Annotated in this window: 18 protein-coding genes, 1 tRNA gene and 2 pseudogenes; 13 read left to right on the plus strand and 8 right to left on the minus strand. The window is 64.9% G+C overall.

The genetic code is table 11. The features are described 5' to 3' along the window. Positions 1-52 precede the first annotated feature (52 nt). Together ACSKB8_RS09800 and ACSKB8_RS09805 are read right to left on the minus strand one after the other, a co-directional pair. Entirely contained in the window at positions 53-1,258 is a 1,206-nt protein-coding gene (locus ACSKB8_RS09800; protein WP_370989789.1) for a CaiB/BaiF CoA transferase family protein, read from the minus strand. A gap of 177 nt (positions 1,259-1,435) precedes the next feature. Continuing rightward, positions 1,436-1,861: an organic hydroperoxide resistance protein gene (locus tag ACSKB8_RS09805; RefSeq protein ID WP_061023501.1), complete on the minus strand. Its 426-nt coding sequence runs from the start codon at positions 1,859-1,861 to the stop codon at positions 1,436-1,438. Positions 1,862-2,014: 153 nt separating this feature from the next. On the opposite strand from ACSKB8_RS09805, the gene ACSKB8_RS09810 reads away from it, so the two are divergent. Further along, positions 2,015-2,476, plus strand: coding sequence for a MarR family winged helix-turn-helix transcriptional regulator (locus tag ACSKB8_RS09810; RefSeq protein ID WP_438103801.1), 462 nt, complete (start codon positions 2,015-2,017; stop codon positions 2,474-2,476). Between the two features lie 16 nt (positions 2,477-2,492). Here ACSKB8_RS09810 and ACSKB8_RS09815 read toward each other — a convergent pair whose 3' ends face one another. The 3 genes from ACSKB8_RS09815 to ACSKB8_RS09825 all read right to left on the minus strand — a co-directional run bounded on the left by ACSKB8_RS09815 (position 2,493) and on the right by ACSKB8_RS09825 (position 3,448). Then, complete coding sequence (locus tag ACSKB8_RS09815) at positions 2,493-2,735, minus strand: GIY-YIG nuclease family protein (RefSeq protein ID WP_438103803.1); 243 nt, start codon at positions 2,733-2,735, stop codon at positions 2,493-2,495. A 135-nt stretch (positions 2,736-2,870) separates the two neighbouring features. Continuing rightward, positions 2,871-2,946 (minus strand) — tRNA-Ala (locus ACSKB8_RS09820). Positions 2,947-3,040: 94 nt separating this feature from the next. Further along, a complete protein-coding gene (locus ACSKB8_RS09825) occupies positions 3,041-3,448 on the minus strand; it encodes a TIGR02300 family protein (RefSeq protein WP_091882337.1) in 408 nt (135 codons plus the stop codon). A gap of 156 nt (positions 3,449-3,604) precedes the next feature. Between ACSKB8_RS09825 and aroA the strand changes: the two genes are divergently transcribed. From aroA to trpB, 8 genes and pseudogenes are all read left to right on the plus strand, one after another. Beyond that, positions 3,605-4,942, plus strand: a complete 1,338-nt coding sequence (gene aroA, locus ACSKB8_RS09830) for a 3-phosphoshikimate 1-carboxyvinyltransferase (RefSeq protein ID WP_438103805.1) — start codon at positions 3,605-3,607, stop codon at positions 4,940-4,942. Then, positions 4,939-5,576, plus strand: a pseudogene (cmk, locus tag ACSKB8_RS09835) ((d)CMP kinase). Before aroA ends, cmk begins: the two are co-directional and overlap by 4 nt. Positions 5,577-5,841: 265 nt before the next feature. Next, positions 5,842-7,548 carry a 30S ribosomal protein S1 gene (gene rpsA / locus ACSKB8_RS09840; protein WP_164934835.1) on the plus strand — a complete coding sequence of 569 codons (1,707 nt, stop codon included), beginning with the start codon at positions 5,842-5,844 and terminating at the stop codon, positions 7,546-7,548. 270 nt (positions 7,549-7,818) lie between these two features. Next, positions 7,819-8,799, plus strand: a complete 981-nt coding sequence (gene sppA / locus ACSKB8_RS09845) for a signal peptide peptidase SppA (RefSeq protein WP_370989793.1) — start codon at positions 7,819-7,821, stop codon at positions 8,797-8,799. A 172-nt stretch (positions 8,800-8,971) separates the two neighbouring features. Continuing rightward, positions 8,972-9,277 carry an integration host factor subunit beta gene (locus tag ACSKB8_RS09850; RefSeq protein ID WP_008539997.1) on the plus strand — a complete coding sequence of 102 codons (306 nt, stop codon included), beginning with the start codon at positions 8,972-8,974 and terminating at the stop codon, positions 9,275-9,277. Between the two features lie 70 nt (positions 9,278-9,347). Beyond that, entirely contained in the window at positions 9,348-9,740 is a 393-nt protein-coding gene (locus ACSKB8_RS09855; protein ID WP_091883014.1) for a lipopolysaccharide assembly protein LapA domain-containing protein, read from the plus strand. Positions 9,741-9,806: 66 nt separating this feature from the next. Continuing rightward, positions 9,807-10,478 carry a phosphoribosylanthranilate isomerase gene (locus tag ACSKB8_RS09860; protein ID WP_438103807.1) on the plus strand — a complete coding sequence of 224 codons (672 nt, stop codon included), beginning with the start codon at positions 9,807-9,809 and terminating at the stop codon, positions 10,476-10,478. Further along, entirely contained in the window at positions 10,475-11,692 is a 1,218-nt protein-coding gene (gene trpB / locus ACSKB8_RS09865) for a tryptophan synthase subunit beta (RefSeq protein ID WP_438103809.1), read from the plus strand. The genes ACSKB8_RS09860 and trpB overlap by 4 nt, the downstream gene beginning before the upstream one ends. Positions 11,693-11,771: 79 nt before the next feature. On the opposite strand, the gene ACSKB8_RS09870 is transcribed toward trpB, so the two are convergent. After that, complete coding sequence (locus tag ACSKB8_RS09870; RefSeq protein WP_438103811.1) at positions 11,772-12,116, minus strand: endonuclease domain-containing protein; 345 nt, start codon at positions 12,114-12,116, stop codon at positions 11,772-11,774. Positions 12,117-12,188: 72 nt separating this feature from the next. Here ACSKB8_RS09870 and trpA point away from each other — a divergent pair, with 72 nt between their 5' ends. The 4 genes and pseudogenes from trpA to ACSKB8_RS09890 all read left to right on the plus strand — a co-directional run bounded on the left by trpA (position 12,189) and on the right by ACSKB8_RS09890 (position 16,263). Beyond that, positions 12,189-13,025 (plus strand): tryptophan synthase subunit alpha, encoded by an 837-nt coding sequence (trpA, locus tag ACSKB8_RS09875; RefSeq protein ID WP_438103813.1) that lies wholly within the window; start codon positions 12,189-12,191, stop codon positions 13,023-13,025. Between the two features lie 112 nt (positions 13,026-13,137). Beyond that, positions 13,138-14,079, plus strand: a complete 942-nt coding sequence (gene accD, locus ACSKB8_RS09880) for an acetyl-CoA carboxylase, carboxyltransferase subunit beta (protein WP_091882310.1) — start codon at positions 13,138-13,140, stop codon at positions 14,077-14,079. After that, entirely contained in the window at positions 14,076-15,419 is a 1,344-nt protein-coding gene (locus ACSKB8_RS09885) for a bifunctional folylpolyglutamate synthase/dihydrofolate synthase (protein ID WP_438103815.1), read from the plus strand. Before accD ends, ACSKB8_RS09885 begins: the two co-directional genes overlap by 4 nt. A 102-nt stretch (positions 15,420-15,521) precedes the next feature. Beyond that, positions 15,522-16,263, plus strand: a pseudogene (locus ACSKB8_RS09890) (metallophosphoesterase family protein). A gap of 103 nt (positions 16,264-16,366) precedes the next feature. Here the strand turns inward: ACSKB8_RS09890 and ACSKB8_RS09895 are convergent. Beyond that, entirely contained in the window at positions 16,367-17,374 is a 1,008-nt protein-coding gene (locus ACSKB8_RS09895; protein ID WP_438110477.1) for an ATP-dependent DNA ligase, read from the minus strand. 142 nt (positions 17,375-17,516) lie between these two features. Then, positions 17,517-17,837 (minus strand): thioredoxin, encoded by a 321-nt coding sequence (gene trxA / locus ACSKB8_RS09900; protein ID WP_008540017.1) that lies wholly within the window; start codon positions 17,835-17,837, stop codon positions 17,517-17,519. Positions 17,838-17,868: the final 31 nt, after the last annotated feature.

Below are 17,868 nucleotides of genomic sequence, written 5' to 3' on the forward strand. Positions count from 1 at the left end.
CCGCAAGCGGGGGAGGGAGCGGACCGGCGCCGCCGTTCAATCTCTCTTAATCTCAGCGCTTGCGCTCGGGGCCGCAGACCACGCCTTTTTCGACCATCGCCTCGATCTCCGCCTTGGAGTAGCCGAACTCGCCCAGCACCTCTGCCGAGTGCTGGCTGAATTTCGGCGGCAGGCGGCGCAGGCTGGGCTTGCTGCGGTCGAGCCGGATCGGCGAGGCCACGCCCTTGTACCAGTCCTTCTCGATGATATCGCCGCGCGCGATCGTGTGCGGGTTGGTCAGCGCCTGGTCGATCTTTTGCACCGGGCCTGCGGGGAGACCCGCCGCGAGCAGCCGGTTGCACAGCGGCTCGGCCTCGTGCTGGCTGAACACCGCCGCAAGCTCGGCGCGCAGCGCCTCGCGATTGGCGATGCGGTCCTTGTTGCGGGCAAAGCGCGGATCGGTGCCGAGCTCGGGCTTGCCGATCTCCTTGGCGAGCTTGCGGAAGGTGCCGTCATTGCCGACCCCGATGAAGATGTTGTCGGTTTTGGTCGGGAAGATCGCGTAGGGCACGAGGTTGGGATGCTCGTTGCCGGTGAGCGAGGGCGGCTTGCCGTGCATGAAATAATTCGCGGTGTGCGGGTGCATGATGGCAAGGCCGGTCTCGTACAGCGTCGTCTCCAGGAACTGGCCCTGGCCCGAACGCTGGCGCTCCGACAGCGCCATCAGGATCCCGATCGCCGCATAAAGGCCGGTGGTGATGTCGACCAGTGGCACGCCGATCCGCATCGGCCCGCTCTCCGGCGATCCCGTTGCCGCGATCATGCCGGTCATGGCCTGGATGATGGCGTCATAGCCGGGATTGCCGCCGCGCGGACCGTCGGCGCCGAAGCCGCAGATCCGGCAATGCACGAGGCGCGGGAATTTTGCGCGCAGCACTTCGTTGCCGATGCCCCATTTCTCCAGCGTGCCCGGCTTGAAATTCTCGATCAGGACGTCGGCCGTCTCCAGCATCTTCAGCAGCACGGCGCGGCCGCCCTCGGAGGCGAGGTCGAGGCCGATCGAGCGCTTGTTGCGGTTGATGCCGACGAAATAGGCCGCGTCCTCCTCGTGGAAGGGAGGGCCCCATTCGCGCACCTCGTCGCCTGCGGGCGGCTCGACCTTGATGACGTCGGCGCCGTGGTCGGCGAGGATCTGGGTGCAGTAGGGACCGCCGAGCACGCGCGTGAGATCGATGACGCGCAATCCGCTCATGGCACCTGTGGCGGCTTCAGAACTCATGCCTTCGCTTCCCCTGTGTCGACGTTTGATCACAGGCCTAGCGAGGTTCGTGCACGCCAGCAATGGCCCCGCGCGTAGGGCCGTATGCGCCGCCGCGGCGCAATCCCGCAGCGTGGCAAATCAGGTGGAAGCGGCCGGCCCGAGGGGGATCTCGGGCCAGCCAATCCGCACTTCCGGTCAGACGACCGTCAGGCGAACGTCGACATTGCCGCGCGTGGCGTTGGAGTATGGGCACACCTGGTGCGCCTTCTCGACCAGCGCCTCGGCCTCGGCGCGGGCCAGGCCGGGCAGCGAGACGGCCAGATCGATGTCGAGACCGAAGCCGCCCTCGGAGCGCGGGCCGATGCCGACGGTCGAGGTAACGGAGGCGTCGGCGGGAACCTTGGGGCCGCCCTGCGAAGCCACGAACTTCATCGCGCCGATGAAGCAGGCGGCATAGCCGGCTGCAAACAGCTGCTCGGGATTGTTGCCGGCGCCGCCGCCGCCGCCGAGCTCCTTCGGCGTGGTCAGCTTGACGTCGAGCGCGCCGTCGAGGGTTGCGGCATGGCCGTCGCGGCCGCCGGTCGCCTTGGCACTGGTCTTGTAGAGGACGTTCACGGACATTTTCATCTCCCTGGGGGTTCGGGTGGTGCGATCTGTATCGCAGACAATTAGATTGTGCGCAATCTAAATTGTGGTGCCTCACATTTAATTGTTCGCAATTGAATATGCGGCCGCCCGGCCCCACAATGCGGGGCAAATCCCGTGAGATTCGCCATGGCCCGGAAACTATCGGCAGCGGACGCGCCGCTGCGGCTCGACAATCAGATCTGCTTCGCGGTGTATTCGGCGGCGCATGCCTTCAACCGCGTCTACAAGCCGCTGCTCGACCGGCTCGGCCTGACCTATCCGCAATATCTCGTCATGCTGGTGCTGTGGGAGCGCGACGACGTGCCGGTGAAGGACATCGGCGAGAAGCTGTTCCTGGATTCGGGCACGTTGACACCGCTGCTCAAGCGGCTCGAGGCCGCCCATCTCGTCAAACGCACCCGCTCGAGCGAGGACGAGCGTCAGGTGCTGATCGCCCTGACGCCGCAGGGCCACGCGCTGAAAGACAAGGCGCGCAGCGTGCCGCAATCGATTCTGGCGGCGTCGGACTGCTCGGTGCCGGAACTGGTCGCGATGAAGGACGAGATCGTCGCGCTGCGGGATAGGCTGAATGCGGTGATCGGGGAGTAGGGAAGCTCGTCAGAGCCTAGGAAAGCCGCTTCTTCGTGAAGGCGCGGCCGGAATGAGACTTCAGGTACTTTTCAAACGCCAGAGCTTTGTACTTGTCAGGAAAGGCGCAGTACCAGATCAATTTCCAAGGCTTATATTTAGCGGTGTGGCTAGACTTGCCGGCATTGTGTTCCGGAATTCGCCGCTTCAAATCTTCCGTGGCGCCGACGTATTCCTGATCAGGAAAGTCAACGCTTCGGAGAATGTAGACGTACCACATTGACGGCTATCGCTTGGGTAGTCGTTAGGTGGGCGTCGCACCAGTCCGTCTTCGCCCTTCGGGCTACGCCGGACACCACGCTTCACCCTTCGGGCTCTGCGCGGCTGCGCCACGCGAAGCCCGAAGGGCGAAGCGTGGTGGAGCCAGGCGGGATCGAACCGCCGACCTCTTGCATGCCATGCAAGCGCTCTCCCAGCTGAGCTATGGCCCCTTAACCTTAGACGGGGTGAATCTGGTGGATCACCCCAACCGGCGAGCCCTGGTGACTCGCGCGGTGCACCCTTTTTCACAGATCAGGGCTGATCTCAAGTCTCTTCATCACCTCCGACATCACCAATGATGTCGGTCACGTCCTCATCGCCCTCTTCCTCGTCGGCAATGAAGGTCGAATCATCATCATCGTCGTCGTCGATGGTCTCGTCGACCTCGATATCGTCCTCGGACTCGGGCACGACAGCCTTGACCTTGCCGGTGTTCTCCTCGGCATCGGCCTCCTCGAGCGACACCAATTCCTCGGCCTCCGCCGGCTCCGGCGCGGTGTCCTGGGCCATACTGCGGGCTTCAGTGCCGCGGGACGCACGTGCGGGAGCGATGGGGGCGATCGGCACCACCTCGCCGGTATAGGGCGAGATCACCGGATTCTTATTGAGGTCATAGAATTTCTTGCCCGTGGTCGGGCAAATACGTTTGGTTCCGAGTTCGGACTTGGCCACGGCAGGAATCCTGGGAATGTCTGAAAAGCGGTGCTTCACTTGGCTAGTTGGCGGCCCGCTGTCAATAGCGCATTACGGAAGAACGACATGCCCGTGACGGGGCGCGGACCATGTGGTACCTGCGGCCCAGCCTTCAAGGCATCCAAGGACACAATCTTGACCCATTCCGACCAACCGAGGCCGCTCCAGTCTCGCGCCAGCGGCCCCCTGACCGGGAAAGTACGGGTGCCCGGGGACAAGTCGATCTCCCACCGTGCCCTGATCCTGGGCGCGCTCGCGGTCGGCGAGACCAAGGTTTCGGGCCTGCTCGAGGGCGAAGACGTCCTCAACACCGCGAAATCGATGCGGGCGCTGGGCGCCAGGGTCGAGCGCACCGGCGATTTCGCCTGGACGGTGAACGGCGTCGGCGTCGGTGGCTTCGCCCAGCCCAAGGCGGCGCTGGATTTCGGTAACTCCGGCACCGGCTGCCGCCTGGTCATGGGCGCCGTTGCGGGATGCCCGATCTCGGCGGTGTTCGAAGGCGACGCCTCCCTGCGCAGCCGCCCGATGCGCCGGATCCTCGACCCGCTCGAACAGATGGGCGCCAGGGTTGTGTCGGGCGGCGAGGGCGGCCGTCTGCCGCTGACCCTCCAGGGCGCGCGCGATCCGCTTCCGATCACCTACAAGACCCCGGTCGCCTCGGCCCAGATCAAATCGGCCGTGCTGCTGGCGGGCCTGGCTGCGCCCGGCACCACCACGGTGATTGAGAGCGAGGCGAGCCGCGACCATACCGAGCTGATGCTGAAGCATTTCGGTGCCGACATCACATCAGTGCAGGAAGGCCAGCACGGCCGCCGCATCACGCTGATCGGCCAGCCTGAGCTGCACGGTGCCACCGTCGTCGTGCCCGCGGATCCCTCGTCGGCGGCCTTCCCGGTCGTTGCCGCGCTGATCGCCGAGGGCTCCGACGTGGTGCTGTCCGACGTGATGACCAATCCACTGCGCACCGGCCTGTTCACCACGCTCCGCGAAATGGGCGCCTCGATCGAGGAAAACGACGTCCGTCGCGATGCCGGCGAGCCGATGGCGCAGCTGCGCGTGCGCGCGTCGAAACTGCGCGGTGTCGAGGTGCCGCCGGAGCGCGCGCCGTCGATGATCGACGAATATCTGGTGCTGGCGGTCGCAGCCGCCTTCGCCGAAGGCACCACCATCATGCGCGGCCTGCAAGAGCTGCGCGTCAAGGAATCCGACCGGCTGGAAGCCACGGCTGCCATGCTCCGCGTCAACGGCGTGAAGGTCGAGGTCTCCGGCGACGATCTGATCGTCGAGGGCCACGGTCACGTGCCCGGCGGGGGCGTTGTTGCCACCCATATGGATCATCGCATCGCGATGTCCGCGCTGGTGATGGGTTGCGCGTCCGACCAGCCGGTGAGCGTCGACGACACCGCCTTCATCGCCACCAGCTTTCCGGACTTCATCCCGATGATGCGTTCGCTAGGGGCCGAGTTTTCATGATCATCGCCATCGACGGGCCGGCGGCCTCGGGCAAGGGGACGCTCGGCAAGCGCCTCGCCCACCATTACGGTTATCGTCATCTCGATACCGGCGTAATCTATCGTGCGGTGGCTTACGAGCTGATGCAGTCCGGTCACGATCTCCGCGATGAAGCCGCGGCGGTCGCGGCGGCGCTGGAGCTCGACCCCGAAAGGTTCGGCAATCCCGCCCTGAAGACCCAGAAGGTCGGCGAGGGGGCCTCCATCGTCTCGGCGATCCCTGGGGTCCGCGAGGCCCTGGTCAATTTCCAGCGGCAATTCGCCGCTGATCCGCCCGGGGCCGTGCTCGATGGCCGGGACATTGGAACCGTGATCTGCCCCCATGCCGACGTGAAGATTTTCGTCGTCGCCGATCCCAAGGTTCGCGCCCATCGCCGGACCATGGAGGCGAGGGCGCGGGGGAGGAGGCGGACGAGGCGGCCGTGCTCGCCGACATCGTCCAGCGCGACGAGCGCGACAAGAACCGGTCGATTGCGCCTTTAAAACCAGCCCCGGATGCTCACTTGCTTGATAACTCCCAACTGGATATAGAAGGCGGCGTCCGGGCCGCCATCGACATTATCGAGGCCGTCCGAGCGGGCCGGTCGCGGGGTTAAGCCGCAGCCGTCATTGGAGGAAGCGCCCGCTCCCGCTCTTTGAGGTCGATAACCTTCGGTCCCTGATGGGGACCGGCGCGATCCAGGCTCCGGACAACAATTCCACGTATCGAACGCGCGGGCCTCAGCCGGCCCGCTTCCGCAGTTCCGGCGCCGAGCCGGAGCAGCGAGCGGTCGCTCGAAGGTCTTGCGGACCTTCCGACACTGCGTGTGCGATGCGCCCATGAACCCAACGGCCGGCAAGACATCCGCAACTGGAGAACAAATGGCTTCGACTTCTGCTGATACCTACAGCCCCTCGCGCGACGATTTCGCCGCGATGCTCGACGAGTCCTTCGCAGGTGGCAACCTGCAGGAAAGCTCCGTCGTCAAGGGCAAGGTGGTTGCAATTGAAAAGGACATGGCCGTCATCGACGTCGGCCTGAAGACCGAGGGCCGCGTGGCCCTGCGCGAATTTTCCGGCCCCGGCCGTGACAGCGACCTCAAGGTCGGCGACGAGGTGGAAGTGTTCCTCGATCGCATCGAGAACGCCCTCGGCGAAGCCGTGTTGTCGCGCGACAAGGCGCGCCGCGAAGAGAGCTGGGGCAAGCTCGAGAAGGCGTTCCAGAACAACGAGAAGGTCAACGGCGTCATCTTCAACCAGGTCAAGGGCGGCTTCACCGTCGATCTCGACGGTGCCGTGGCCTTCCTGCCGCGCTCGCAGGTCGACATCCGTCCGATCCGCGACGTCGCGCCGCTGATGAACAACTCGCAGCCGTTCCAGATCCTCAAGATGGACCGCCGTCGCGGCAACATCGTCGTGTCGCGCCGCACCGTGCTGGAAGAGACCCGCGCCGAGCAGCGCCAGGAGCTGGTGCAGAACCTCGAAGAGGGTCAGGTCATCGACGGCGTGGTCAAGAACATCACCGATTACGGTGCGTTCGTTGATCTCGGCGGTATCGACGGTCTCTTGCACGTCACCGACATCGCGTGGCGCCGCGTCAACCACCCGACCGAGGTGCTCTCGATCGGCCAGACCGTGAAGGTCAAGATCATCAAGATCAACCACGAGACGCATCGCATCTCGCTGGGCATGAAGCAGCTGCTGGACGATCCGTGGCAGGGCATCGAAGCCAAGTACCCGCTGGGTGCCCGCTTCACCGGCCGCGTCACCAACATCACCGACTACGGCGCGTTCGTCGAGCTCGAGCCGGGCATCGAAGGCCTGATCCACGTCTCCGAGATGTCGTGGACCAAGAAGAACATGCACCCCGGCAAGATCGTCTCGACCTCGCAGGAAGTCGATGTGCAGGTGCTGGAAGTCGATTCCGTCAAGCGCCGCATCTCGCTCGGCCTCAAGCAGACCATGCGCAACCCGTGGGAGGTCTTCGTCGAAGGTCACCCGACCGGTTCGGTGGTCGAGGGCGAGGTCAAGAACAAGACCGAGTTCGGTCTGTTCCTGGGTCTCGAAGGCGACGTCGACGGCATGGTCCACCTCTCCGACCTCGACTGGAAGCTTCCGGGCGAGCAGGTGATCGACAACTACAAGAAGGGCGACATGGTGAAGGCCGTGGTGCTCGATGTGGACGTCGAGAAGGAGCGCATCTCGCTCGGCATCAAGCAGCTCGAAGGCGACCCCTTCGCCGAACCGGGCGATGTCAAGAAGGGCGCGGTCGTGACCTGCGAAGTGCTCGAGGTGAAGGAGAGCGGCATCGAGGTGAAGATCGCCGGTACCGACTTCTCGACCTTCATCAAGCGCTCCGAGCTCGCCCGTGACCGCAACGACCAGCGCGCCGAACGCTTCGCCGTCGGCGAGAAGGTCGACGCCCGCGTGATCCAGTTCGACAAGAAGGCCCGCAAGGTCCAGGTGTCGATCAAGGCGCTCGAAGTCGCCGAAGAGAAGGAAGCCATCGCGCAGTACGGCTCCTCCGATTCGGGTGCGACGCTCGGCGACATCTTGGGCACTGCGCTCAAGAACCGCGACAACAAGTAAGCGAAACGCAGGTTTCGCTGACATCAAAGCCCCGGCGCGAGCCGGGGCTTTTTGTTACGCTTGTAGCCCGGATGGAGCGCAAGCGTAATCCGGGGTCGTTGCCTCACGGACGGACTGTCCCGGATTTCGCTGCGCTCCATCCGGGCTACGCACCTACCGCGGTCACAGCCTTGTTTTCTTCAAATTGCGCCGCAATTGATGTATCCAGGTAAGCCGTTGGTCACGCTGTGACGGCACAACGCGCCTAGCCATTCATTTGGAGATATTCCGATGTCGCTCGATTCGGACATCATCGTTGATCGCCGCAGGATCCGCCGCAAGCTGACGTTCTGGCGCGTGATGGCCGCGTTGATCGCGATCGCGGCGATCGCGAGCTTCGCGCTGATCGCGACGCCAGGTGCACGCGGCACGTTCGCATCTGCCGGGTCGATCGCGCGCGTCCACATCGAGGGCCTGATCCGCAGCGATTCCGATCGCACCCAGGCGCTGGAGCGACTGGAGAATTCGCAGGCCGCGGCCGTCATCGTTCACATCAACTCGCCGGGCGGCACCACCGCCGGCTCCGAGCAGCTCTACGATTCGCTCACCCGGCTGAAGGCGAAGAAGCCGCTCGTCGTCGTGGTCGAGGGTCTTGCCGCCTCCGGCGGTTACATCACCGCGATTGCGAGCGACCACATCATCGCCCAGCAGAGCTCGCTGGTCGGCTCGATCGGCGTGCTGTTCCAGTATCCGAACGTCACCGAGCTCTTGAAGACCATCGGCGTCAAGGTCGAGGAGGTGAAGTCGTCGCCGCTGAAGGCCGCGCCCAACGGTTTCGAGCCCACCAGTCCCGAGGCCCGCGCCGCGCTCGATGCGCTGGTGAAGGACTCCTACGCCTGGTTCAGGGGATTGGTGAAGGAGCGGCGTGGCATGGATGACACGCAGCTCGAGAAAGTGGCCGATGGCCGCGTCTTCACCGGCCGCCAGGCGATCGATCTCAAGCTGATCGATCAGATCGGCGACGAGAAGACGGCGGTGACCTGGCTGGTCGAGCAGAAGGGCGTCAAGAAGGGGCTCAGCGTGCGCGATTACAAGCTGCAGCCGCGCTTCGGAGATCTGCCGTTCCTCAAGACGGCGGCCGCCGTAACGCTGGAAGCGCTGGGTTTAGGCGCGATTGCGCATCAAATCGGGCAAACTGGCGTCGCACAGGCGGTCGATCGGTTCGGAATGGATGGAATGCTGGCCTTGTGGCAGCCGGCCGCGTCAAACTGACGGGAACTGGGCGAGTCCGAGAGCTTTTTCCCGCGGGACGGGTGCCGGGGCAGCCTGCTTTTTCGGCATTTGTCACGCATTTTCACGACGCTCAACCTTGATTTAGCGTCTTGACAGATCACGGTATTTTCACGGAAATGGTCATCCGCACGCTTCCGGGTCCTATCTCTCGATGATCAAATCCGAACTTGTTCAGCGTATCGCCGAGCACAACCCGCATCTGTACCAGCGGGATGTCGAGAACATTGTGAATGCGATTCTCGAAGAGATCGTAGCGGCCCTCGCACGCGGTGATCGCGTCGAGCTGCGCGGCTTCGGTGCCTTCTCGGTCAAGCACCGCCCGGCACGCGCCGGGCGCAATCCGCGCACCGGCGCCCATGTGCCGGTCGACCAGAAGAGCGTTCCGTTCTTCAAGACCGGCAAGGAAATGCGCGAGCGGTTGAACCGAGACCATCCGGATCCCGGCGCGGCAGACTGAGGCCGGCGTCAAGATTTCCTGCGGTCGCGGCGATGCGGCCGCAAGCTTGATTCAAGGCGAGCGAAGCGAGATGCGAAAGTTCCTGACCGCGCTGATCGTGATTCCGCTGGGCCTGCTCCTGGTGGTCTTCGCCGTCGCCAACCGGCATTTCGTCACCGTCTCCTTCGATCCCTTCCTGTCGTCCGACCCGTCCCTGTCGGTCACCTTGCCGCTGTTCCTGCTTTTGATCCTGGTCGCCGCCCTTGGCGTCCTGGCAGGTGGCTGCGCCGTCTGGCTCGGCCAGCGGCACTGGCGGCGCGCGGCGCGCCGGAATGATGCGGATGCACGGGCTGCCAGGGGCGAACTGGCCGATCTGCGGGCCCAAATGGCCGCAGCAAAGCCCGAGTCCCAGCGCCTCCCCGTCGCCTCGGGGGTCGGCCTTTACGGGCCCATCGGGCGAGACAAGCAGCGCGCGACGTTGTAGAAGCGGCCGCAACCGAAAGCCCCGTTTTCCGGCCGCAGGCCCGCGGCCTCCATTCGCTTTGAGATCATGTCCCTGCTCGTCAAGATCTGCGGCCTGTCTACGCCCGAGACGCTCGAGGTGGCGCTCGAGGCGGGTGCCGACATGGTGGGGTTCGTGTTCTTTCCGCCGTCGCCGCGGCACCTGTCGTTGCAAGCGGGCCGCGAGCTCGGACGCCAAGTGAAGCAGCGCGCGCTCAAGGTCGCGCTGACCGTCGATGCCGACGACGCCACGCTCGACAATATCATGGACGCGCTGTCGCCGGACATTCTCCAGCTCCACGGCAAGGAGAGCGTGGCGCGGCTGCGCGATATCAAGCAGCGGTTCGGCCGTCCGGTGATGAAGGCGGTGCCGGTCGCCACATCTGCCGATCTCGCTGTGCTGCCCGGCTACGCCGCAGTCGCCGACCGCATCCTGTTCGATGCGCGCGCACCGAAAGATGCAACCCGCCCCGGCGGTCTCGGCGCGCCCTTCGATTGGCACCTGCTCGAAAATCTCGATCTGATCCTGCCCTACATGGTCTCGGGCGGGCTTCACGCCGACAACGTCGCCGAAGCCCTCCGCGTCACCGGCGCCAGCGGCGTCGACGTCTCCTCCGGCATCGAGAGCGCCCCCGGCGTCAAGGATCCCGAGATGATCAAGGCCTTCATTCGCGCCGCGCGCGCCAGCCAAGATACAAGCCAAGAGTTGAGTGTCCGATGAACGTCGCCAAACCCAATTCCTACCGCAGCGGCCCCGACGAGCGCGGCCATTTCGGCATTTTCGGCGGCCGCTTCGTCGCTGAAACCTTGATGCCGCTGATCCTCGATCTGGAGAAGGCCTATACCGCAGCCAAGGCCGATCCGGCGTTCCAGGCCGAGATGAACGGCTATCTCAAGAACTATGTCGGCCGGCCCTCGCCGCTCTATTTCGCCGAGCGCCTCACCGAGCATCTTGGCGGTGCGAAAATCTACCTCAAGCGCGAGGAGCTCAACCACACCGGTTCGCACAAGGTGAACAACGTGCTCGGCCAGATCATGCTGGCGCGGCGCATGGGCAAGAAGCGCATCATCGCCGAGACCGGCGCCGGTCAGCACGGTGTCGCCACCGCGACGCTGTGCGCGCGCTTCGGCCTGGAATGCGTGGTCTATATGGGCGCCGTCGACGTCGAGCGGCAGCAGCCCAACGTCATCCGCATGGAGATGCTGGGCGCCAAGGTATTTCCGGTGCAGTCGGGCACGCGCACGCTGAAGGACGCCATGAACGAGGCGCTGCGCGACTGGGTCACCAACGTGCACAACACGTTCTACTGCATCGGCACGGTGGCGGGCCCGCATCCCTATCCGACGCTGGTACGCGACTTCCAGTCGATCATCGGCACCGAGACCAAGGCGCAGATGCAGGAGGTCGAGGGCCGGCTGCCGGATTCGCTGGTCGCCTGCATCGGCGGCGGCTCCAACGCGATGGGCCTGTTCCATCCGTTCCTTGACGACCCCTCGGTCGAGATCTTCGGCGTCGAGGCCGCGGGCCATGGCCTCACGCAGCTGCACGCCGCCTCCATCGCGGGCGGCCGTCCCGGCGTGCTCCACGGCAACCGCACCTATCTCTTGATGGATGCCGACGGCCAGATCCAGGACGCGCATTCGATCTCGGCCGGTCTCGACTATCCCGGCATCGGCCCCGAACATTCCTGGCTGCACGAGATCGGCCGCGTGAACTATCTCTCCGCGACTGATGACGAAGCACTCGCCGCGTTCCAGCTGCTGTCGCGGCTCGAAGGCATCATTCCCGCGCTCGAGCCCGCCCATGCCATCGCCAAGGTGATGGAGCTCGCGCCGAAGCGGCCTCGGGATCACCTGATGGTCGTCAACCTCTCCGGCCGCGGCGACAAGGACGTCCCGCAAGTCGGCGATATCCTCAGGGGCAAGAACAAGTGAGGCGGGTGTCGCACTCTCTTCACCTCTCCCCGTCGGGGAGAGGTCGGCTGCGAAGCAGCCGGGTGAGGGGTCTATCCACTCACTCGAACCTCAGTGAGGTTGCGATCAGCTCGAGGACACCCTCGAGATTTTCGTACACGTCGGTATTCGAGACACGAACGACGAGAAAGCCGCAAGCTTCGAGCGCTTCGGTCCGACGTTTGTCTCGATCGAGCTCCGAGGCAGTGGAATGCGTCACGCCGTCGACCTCAATGATCAGTTTTCCGTCCAGCGTCACGAAGTCGACGACGTACCGATCAATCGGATGCTGGCGGCGAAACTTCCAGCGGGCGAGCTGCCTGTTGCGCAGCGCCTGCCAAAGCTTTGCCTCGGCGCTCGTCTGCGACTCGCGGAGCCTTCGCGCTCTGGATTTGAACCTCTCCATCCCCCTCACCCGGCTGCTTCGCAGCCGACCTCTCCCCGGAGGGGAGAGGTATAGCACAGCGGCCGCAAAACCATGACCACGCGTATCGACACCCGTTTTGCCGAGCTGAAAAAGCAGGGCCGCTCGGCCTTCGTGACCTTCCTGATGGCGGGCGACCCCGATCCGGCGACGTCGCTCGAGATCATTAAGGCGCTGCCGAAGGTGGGCGCCGACGTGATCGAGATCGGCATGCCCTTCACCGACCCCATGGCCGATGGTCCGTCGATCCAGGCGGCGGGTCTGCGCGCGCTCAAGGCCGGCATGACGCTGAAGAAGACGCTGGAGCTCGTGCGCGGCTTCCGCAAGGACGACAACGCGACGCCGATCGTGCTGATGGGCTATTACAATCCGATCTACATCTATGGCGTCGACAAGTTCCTCGTCGATGCCAAGAGCGCCGGCGTCGATGGTCTGATCATCGTCGATCTGCCGCCGGAAGAGGACGACGAGCTCTGCCTGCCCGCGATGAAGGCCGGCCTCAACTTCATCCGCCTGGCGACGCCGACCACCGACGACAAGCGTCTGCCGGCCGTGCTCGCCAATACCTCGGGCTTCGTCTACTACGTCTCGATCACCGGCATCACCGGTGCTGCGGCCGCGGATTCCTCGGCGGTGAGCGAAGCAGTTGCCCGCATCAAGCGACACACAAAACTGCCGGTCTGCGTCGGCTTCGGCATCCGCACGCCGGAGGCTGCGCGCGCCATTGCCTCGCATGCCAATGGCGCCGTCGTCGGCACCGCGCTGGTCGATGCGCTCAAGAATAGCCTTGATGCGGACGGGCGGGCGACTGGCAAAACGGTCAAGGCCGTCGCCGAACTGACGGCGGCCCTGGCCCAGGGCGTCAAGGGTGCGCAACAGGCGGCGGAATAGGCCATAATTCCGCTTTTCGGGCGGGCGACACGGCGGCTTGCCGGGCAGCGGCCCGGCCGCCATATATCCCTTCAGGCGATCCGCGAGGCGGGTTCGCACATCGGAGCAAACCATGAACTGGCTTACCAATGTGGTCCGGCCGAAGATCCGCAACATGCTGCGGCGGGAGACGCCGGAGAACCTGTGGATCAAGTGCCCGGATTCCGGACAGCTCGTGTTCTACAAGGACGTCGAAGCCAATCAGTTCGTCATCCCCGGCTCGAACTACCACATGCGCATGGGTGCGGTGGCCCGGTTGAAGTCGATCTTCGACAACGAGACCTGGTTCGACGTGGCGCTGCCCGAGGTCACGCCCGATCCGCTCAAGTTTCGCGATGAGAAGAAATACGTCGACCGCATCAAGGACGCGCGCGCCCGCACCAACCTGAACGACGCGATCAAGGTCGGCTACGGCAAGCTCGAAGGCTCCGCCGTCGTCGTTGCCGTGCAGGATTTCGATTTCATGGGCGGCTCGCTCGGCATGGCCGCGGGCGAGGCCATCGTGCGCGGGCTCGAGCTTGCGGTCGAGAAGAATGCGCCGTTCATCGTGTTCGCCGCATCCGGCGGCGCGCGCATGCAGGAAGGCATCCTGTCGCTGATGCAGATGCCGCGCACCACCGTTGCGGTGCAGATGCTGCGCGAGGCAAAACTGCCGTATATCGTCGTGCTGACCAATCCGACCACCGGCGGCGTCACTGCGTCCTATGCCATGCTCGGTGACGTACAGATCGCCGAGCCCGGCGCCCTGATCGGCTTCGCCGGTGCGCGCGTGATCGAGCAGACCATCCGCGAAAAACTCCCCGAGGGGTTCCAGCGCGCCGAGTATCTCAAGGAGCACGGCATGGTCGACATGGTCGTGCATCGCCACGAATTGCGTCCGACGCTGGCGCGACTCTGCCGCTTGCTGACCAAGGCGCCGGCGCTGGAAAGCGCATCGAAGCCGGTGCAGCCGGTCGCGAGCCCGGCGCAGATCGTATCGGCCGCCGAGACGGCGCCGGCCGCGCCCCACGCGTGAACGCGTCCTCTGACAGCGCAAAGCCGCCGCTCGGCGAATTGATCGGGCGGCTGTCGGCCCTGCATCAGAAACGCATCGATCTCGGGCTCGAGCGGATGCACCGCCTGCTCGCGCGGCTCGGCCACCCCGAAAGCAAGCTGCCGCCGGTGATCCACATCGCCGGCACCAATGGCAAGGGTTCGACGCTCGCTTATCTGCGCGCGACGCTGGAGGCAGCAGGCTTGCGCGTCCACGCCTACACCTCGCCGTATCTCGTCCGCATCAACGAATGCTTCCGGCTGGGTCGCGTCGGTGGCGGCGTGCTCGTCAGTGACGATGAATTGCGCGCCGCTCTCGAAGAGGTCGAGCGCGCCAATGCTGGCGAGGCTGCGACCCTGTTCGAGCTGAAGACCGCCGCGGCCTTGCATCTGTTCGCACAGCATCCGGCCGACGTGGTGCTGCTCGAGGTCGGCCTCGGCGGCCGGCTCGATTCGACCAATGTGATCGATGTGCCGGCGGCCTGCGTGATTACGCCTGTCAGCATGGATCACATGGACTTCCTTGGGTCGACCCTGGCATCGATCGCCGGCGAGAAGGCCGCGATCATCAAGCGCGGCGTACCCGTGATTTGCGCCGAGCAATCGCCGGAGGCGATGAACGCGATCGAGGCGCAGGCCAGGCGCATGCGCGCACCGCTGTTTGCGGCGAACGAAAGCTGGCACGTCAATGTCGAGCGCGGACGTCTGGTCTATTCCGACGAGCGCGGTTTGATGGATCTTGCAGCGCCGCGCCTGTTTGGCCGCCACCAGTTCGACAACGCCGGCCTTGCAATCGCGACGCTGCGCGCCGTCCCGGCGTTCAAGGTTAACCAGGCGGCGTTCGAGGCCGGCATCGTCGGCGCGGAATGGCCGGCCCGAATGCAGCGCATCACCTCCGGCGAGCTGCTCTCCTGGGGACCGCAGGGCTCGGAAATCTGGCTCGATGGCGGGCACAATGCCGAGGGCGGCCGTGTCGCCGCGGCTGCGCTCGGCGATCTCGAAGAGCGGGTGTCGCGGCCGCTGGTCGTCATCGCCGGCATGATGGCCAACAAGGATGCTCAGGGCTTTCTCGCCAATTTCGCCGGTCTCACCCGTCACATCATTGCAGTGCCGATCCCTGATACCGAGAACGCGATGCCGGTCGACCGTCTCGCGGACGCCGCGCGCAGTCTCGGCATGCGCGTCGAGCCCGCGCCCGGCATCGAGGCCGCGTTGCGCGCCTTGGCGAAGCTCGCCTACGAGGTGCCACCGCGCATCCTGATCACCGGCTCGCTCTATCTGGCCGGCCACGTGCTGGCGATCAACGGCACGCCTCCTGCATGAGTTTGCGTAGCCCGGATGGAGCGCAGCGCAATCCGGGATCGTGCCACAAGCGATGAAGGCCCCGGATTTCGCTTCGCTCCATCCGGGCTACGGTGATGAACGATGCGCTTTGCCGCGATTGCCGACGTCCACGGAAACCACCTCGCGCTCGAAGCCGTGCTCTCCGACATCCGCGCGCAAGGCATTGCCGACATCGTCAATCTCGGCGAACATGCTGAGCGGACCGCTCGATGCGCGCCGGACGATCGAGATCCTGATGACGCTCGACGCCGTGCACGTGCTCGGCAATCACGACCGCTATCTGCTCGACCGCGCTCCGGAACAGATGGGCTCATGGGATCGTCCCGCCCATGCGCAGCTCAATGCCGCGCAGCTCGACTGGCTGCGTGCGCAACCGATGACGCGGGTGTTCCGAGAGCAGGTGTTCCTGTGCCACGCGACGCCCGGCAGCGACGAGGTGTACTGGCTCGACACGGTGCATCCCGACGGCACGGTGGCGCTGTCCCCGCTCGATCGCATCGAGCAATTTGCGCAAGGCATCACGCAGTCGCTGATCCTCTGCGCCCACACTCACCTCGCCCGCGCCGTGCGCCTGCGCGACGGCCGGCTGATCGTCAATCCCGGCAGCGTCGGCAGTCCTGGTTATCGCGACAAGCATCCGTATCCGCACGTCGTCGAAGCCGGCACGCCGCACGCGCGTTATGCCATTCTCGAACTTGCTGATGGCGCCTGGCAGGTGACGTTCCGGCACGTCGTGTACGATCATGAAGCGATGGCGGAGTTGGCGCGGCGAAACGGGCAGCCGGAGCTGGCGAACGCGCTGGCGACGGGATGGATCGGGTAGTTGTGATCTTGTAGCCCGGATGGAGCGCAGCGTAATCCGGGGCCGTCGTCGCTTGTGGCACAATTCCCGGATTACGCTGCGCTCCATCCGGGCTACTGCTAGCTCACTTCAGCAGCTTCATCGGATCGGCCACTTTCTGCTTCAGCTGCTCGAATGTGCATTGCCGCGGCGCCTTGTCGGGGCGCCAGCGCAGGAGCGAGGTGCCGTGGCGGAAGCGTTCGCCGCTGAAATGGTCGTAGCAGACCTCGATCACCAGCTTCGGCTTGAGCGGACACCATTTTGCGGAGCGCTCGGTCGACCAGCGGCTCGGCCCGCCCGGCGCGTTGCCGGTGAAGCCGGGCTCGCCAATCAATGCTTCGAGCCGATCGGTCAGATCAGGCTTCTGCTCGGCCTTGATCGCCGAGGTGAAGCCGACATGGTGCAGCAAGCCATCATCGTCGTAGAGCCCGAGCAGCAGCGAGCCGACCACGTCGCGGCCGGTGATCTTGTTGGTGGCGTAGCGGAAGCCGCCGACCACGCAATCGGCGCTGCGGAATTTCTTGATCTTCTGCATGCCGTCGCGCGTGCCGGCTTGGTAGGGCAGGTCGATACGCTTGGCGATGACGCCGTCCGAACCGCCGCCGGATTGCGCCAGCCATTTTTTGGCGGTGGCGTAGCTCGTTGTCGACGGTGAAAGACGGAAGATGCTGCCCTTGAGGTTGGCGTTCGCGAACGCTTCGAGCGCCGACCGTCGTTCGATCAACGACTTTCCGGCGAGGTGCTTGTCTTTCGCCGTGGCGAGCAGATCGAAGACGAGGTAGAGCGCCGGCGTGTCCTGCGAGAGCTTCTTCACGCGGCTTGCCGCGGGATGGATTCGTTGCAGCAATGCGTCGAACGAAAAACCCTTGCCGTGCGGCACGACGATCTCGCCGTCGAGCGTGAAATGGTCCGCCTTCAGCTTCAACGCGGCGGCAACGATCTCGGGGAAATAGCGCGCGAGGTCTTCGCCGGACTTCGAGCGCAGATCGACGTCGCTGCCGTTGCGCGACAGCAGGCAGCGAAAGCCGTCCCATTTCGGCTCGTACTGCCACACCTTGCCGCGCGGGATTTCGTCGACCGAACGCGCCTCCATCGCGACGAGAGAGGTCGATCTTCGGGCGCGCTTGGCGGGAGGGGCTGGCAAGGGATGCGGGTCCTACGCTGAACACGCCCCACCAACGCAGAATGGCCGGCTATCGCCGGCCGTTCTCGAAAATAATCCTGCGCGAGAAGGATCAGACCGCGGAGGTGATCCACTGCTGGAGCTTCGCCTTCGGCGCCGCGCCAACCTGGCGAGAGGCCATCTCGCCGCCCTTGAAGATCATCAGGGTCGGGATCGACATCACGCCGTACTTTGAGGCGGTCTTCGGGCTCTCGTCGACGTTGAGCTTCACGATCTTGACCTTGTCGCCCATCGCGCCGGCAATCTCGTCGAGGGCGGGCGCGATCATGCGGCAGGGGCCGCACCATTCGGCCCAGAAATCGACGACCACGGGGCCGTTCGCCTTGAGCACTTCGGCTTCGAAATCGGCGTCGGAAACCTTGCTAACGGCCATTGGAGTACCTCACTCGGTTGAAAGAATCGGC

It is taken from the genome of Bradyrhizobium sp. BR 1432 (genome assembly GCF_051547705.1).
Classification (GTDB): Bacteria; Pseudomonadota; Alphaproteobacteria; order Rhizobiales; family Xanthobacteraceae; genus Bradyrhizobium; species Bradyrhizobium zhanjiangense.

Excerpts from the sequence above, each read along its gene's own strand:
- sppA (WP_370989793.1), top strand. The coding sequence starts at position 7,819 with ATGTCGCTCGATTCGGACATCATCGTTGATCGCCGCAGGATCCGCCGC.
- ACSKB8_RS09815 (WP_438103803.1), bottom strand. The coding sequence starts at position 2,735 with ATGTGGTACGTCTACATTCTCCGAAGCGTTGACTTTCCTGATCAGGAA.
- ACSKB8_RS09850 (WP_008539997.1), top strand. The coding sequence starts at position 8,972 with ATGATCAAATCCGAACTTGTTCAGCGTATCGCCGAGCACAACCCGCAT.
- ACSKB8_RS09860 (WP_438103807.1), top strand. The coding sequence starts at position 9,807 with ATGTCCCTGCTCGTCAAGATCTGCGGCCTGTCTACGCCCGAGACGCTC.
- accD (WP_091882310.1), top strand. The coding sequence starts at position 13,138 with ATGAACTGGCTTACCAATGTGGTCCGGCCGAAGATCCGCAACATGCTG.
- trpB (WP_438103809.1), top strand. The coding sequence starts at position 10,475 with ATGAACGTCGCCAAACCCAATTCCTACCGCAGCGGCCCCGACGAGCGC.
- ACSKB8_RS09870 (WP_438103811.1), bottom strand. The coding sequence starts at position 12,116 with ATGGAGAGGTTCAAATCCAGAGCGCGAAGGCTCCGCGAGTCGCAGACG.
- ACSKB8_RS09855 (WP_091883014.1), top strand. The coding sequence starts at position 9,348 with ATGCGAAAGTTCCTGACCGCGCTGATCGTGATTCCGCTGGGCCTGCTC.
- ACSKB8_RS09895 (WP_438110477.1), bottom strand. The coding sequence starts at position 17,374 with ATGGAGGCGCGTTCGGTCGACGAAATCCCGCGCGGCAAGGTGTGGCAG.
- ACSKB8_RS09800 (WP_370989789.1), bottom strand. The coding sequence starts at position 1,258 with ATGAGTTCTGAAGCCGCCACAGGTGCCATGAGCGGATTGCGCGTCATC.
- ACSKB8_RS09805 (WP_061023501.1), bottom strand. The coding sequence starts at position 1,861 with ATGTCCGTGAACGTCCTCTACAAGACCAGTGCCAAGGCGACCGGCGGC.
- rpsA (WP_164934835.1), top strand. The coding sequence starts at position 5,842 with ATGGCTTCGACTTCTGCTGATACCTACAGCCCCTCGCGCGACGATTTC.
- trxA (WP_008540017.1), bottom strand. The coding sequence starts at position 17,837 with ATGGCCGTTAGCAAGGTTTCCGACGCCGATTTCGAAGCCGAAGTGCTC.
- trpA (WP_438103813.1), top strand. The coding sequence starts at position 12,189 with ATGACCACGCGTATCGACACCCGTTTTGCCGAGCTGAAAAAGCAGGGC.
- ACSKB8_RS09810 (WP_438103801.1), top strand. The coding sequence starts at position 2,015 with ATGGCCCGGAAACTATCGGCAGCGGACGCGCCGCTGCGGCTCGACAAT.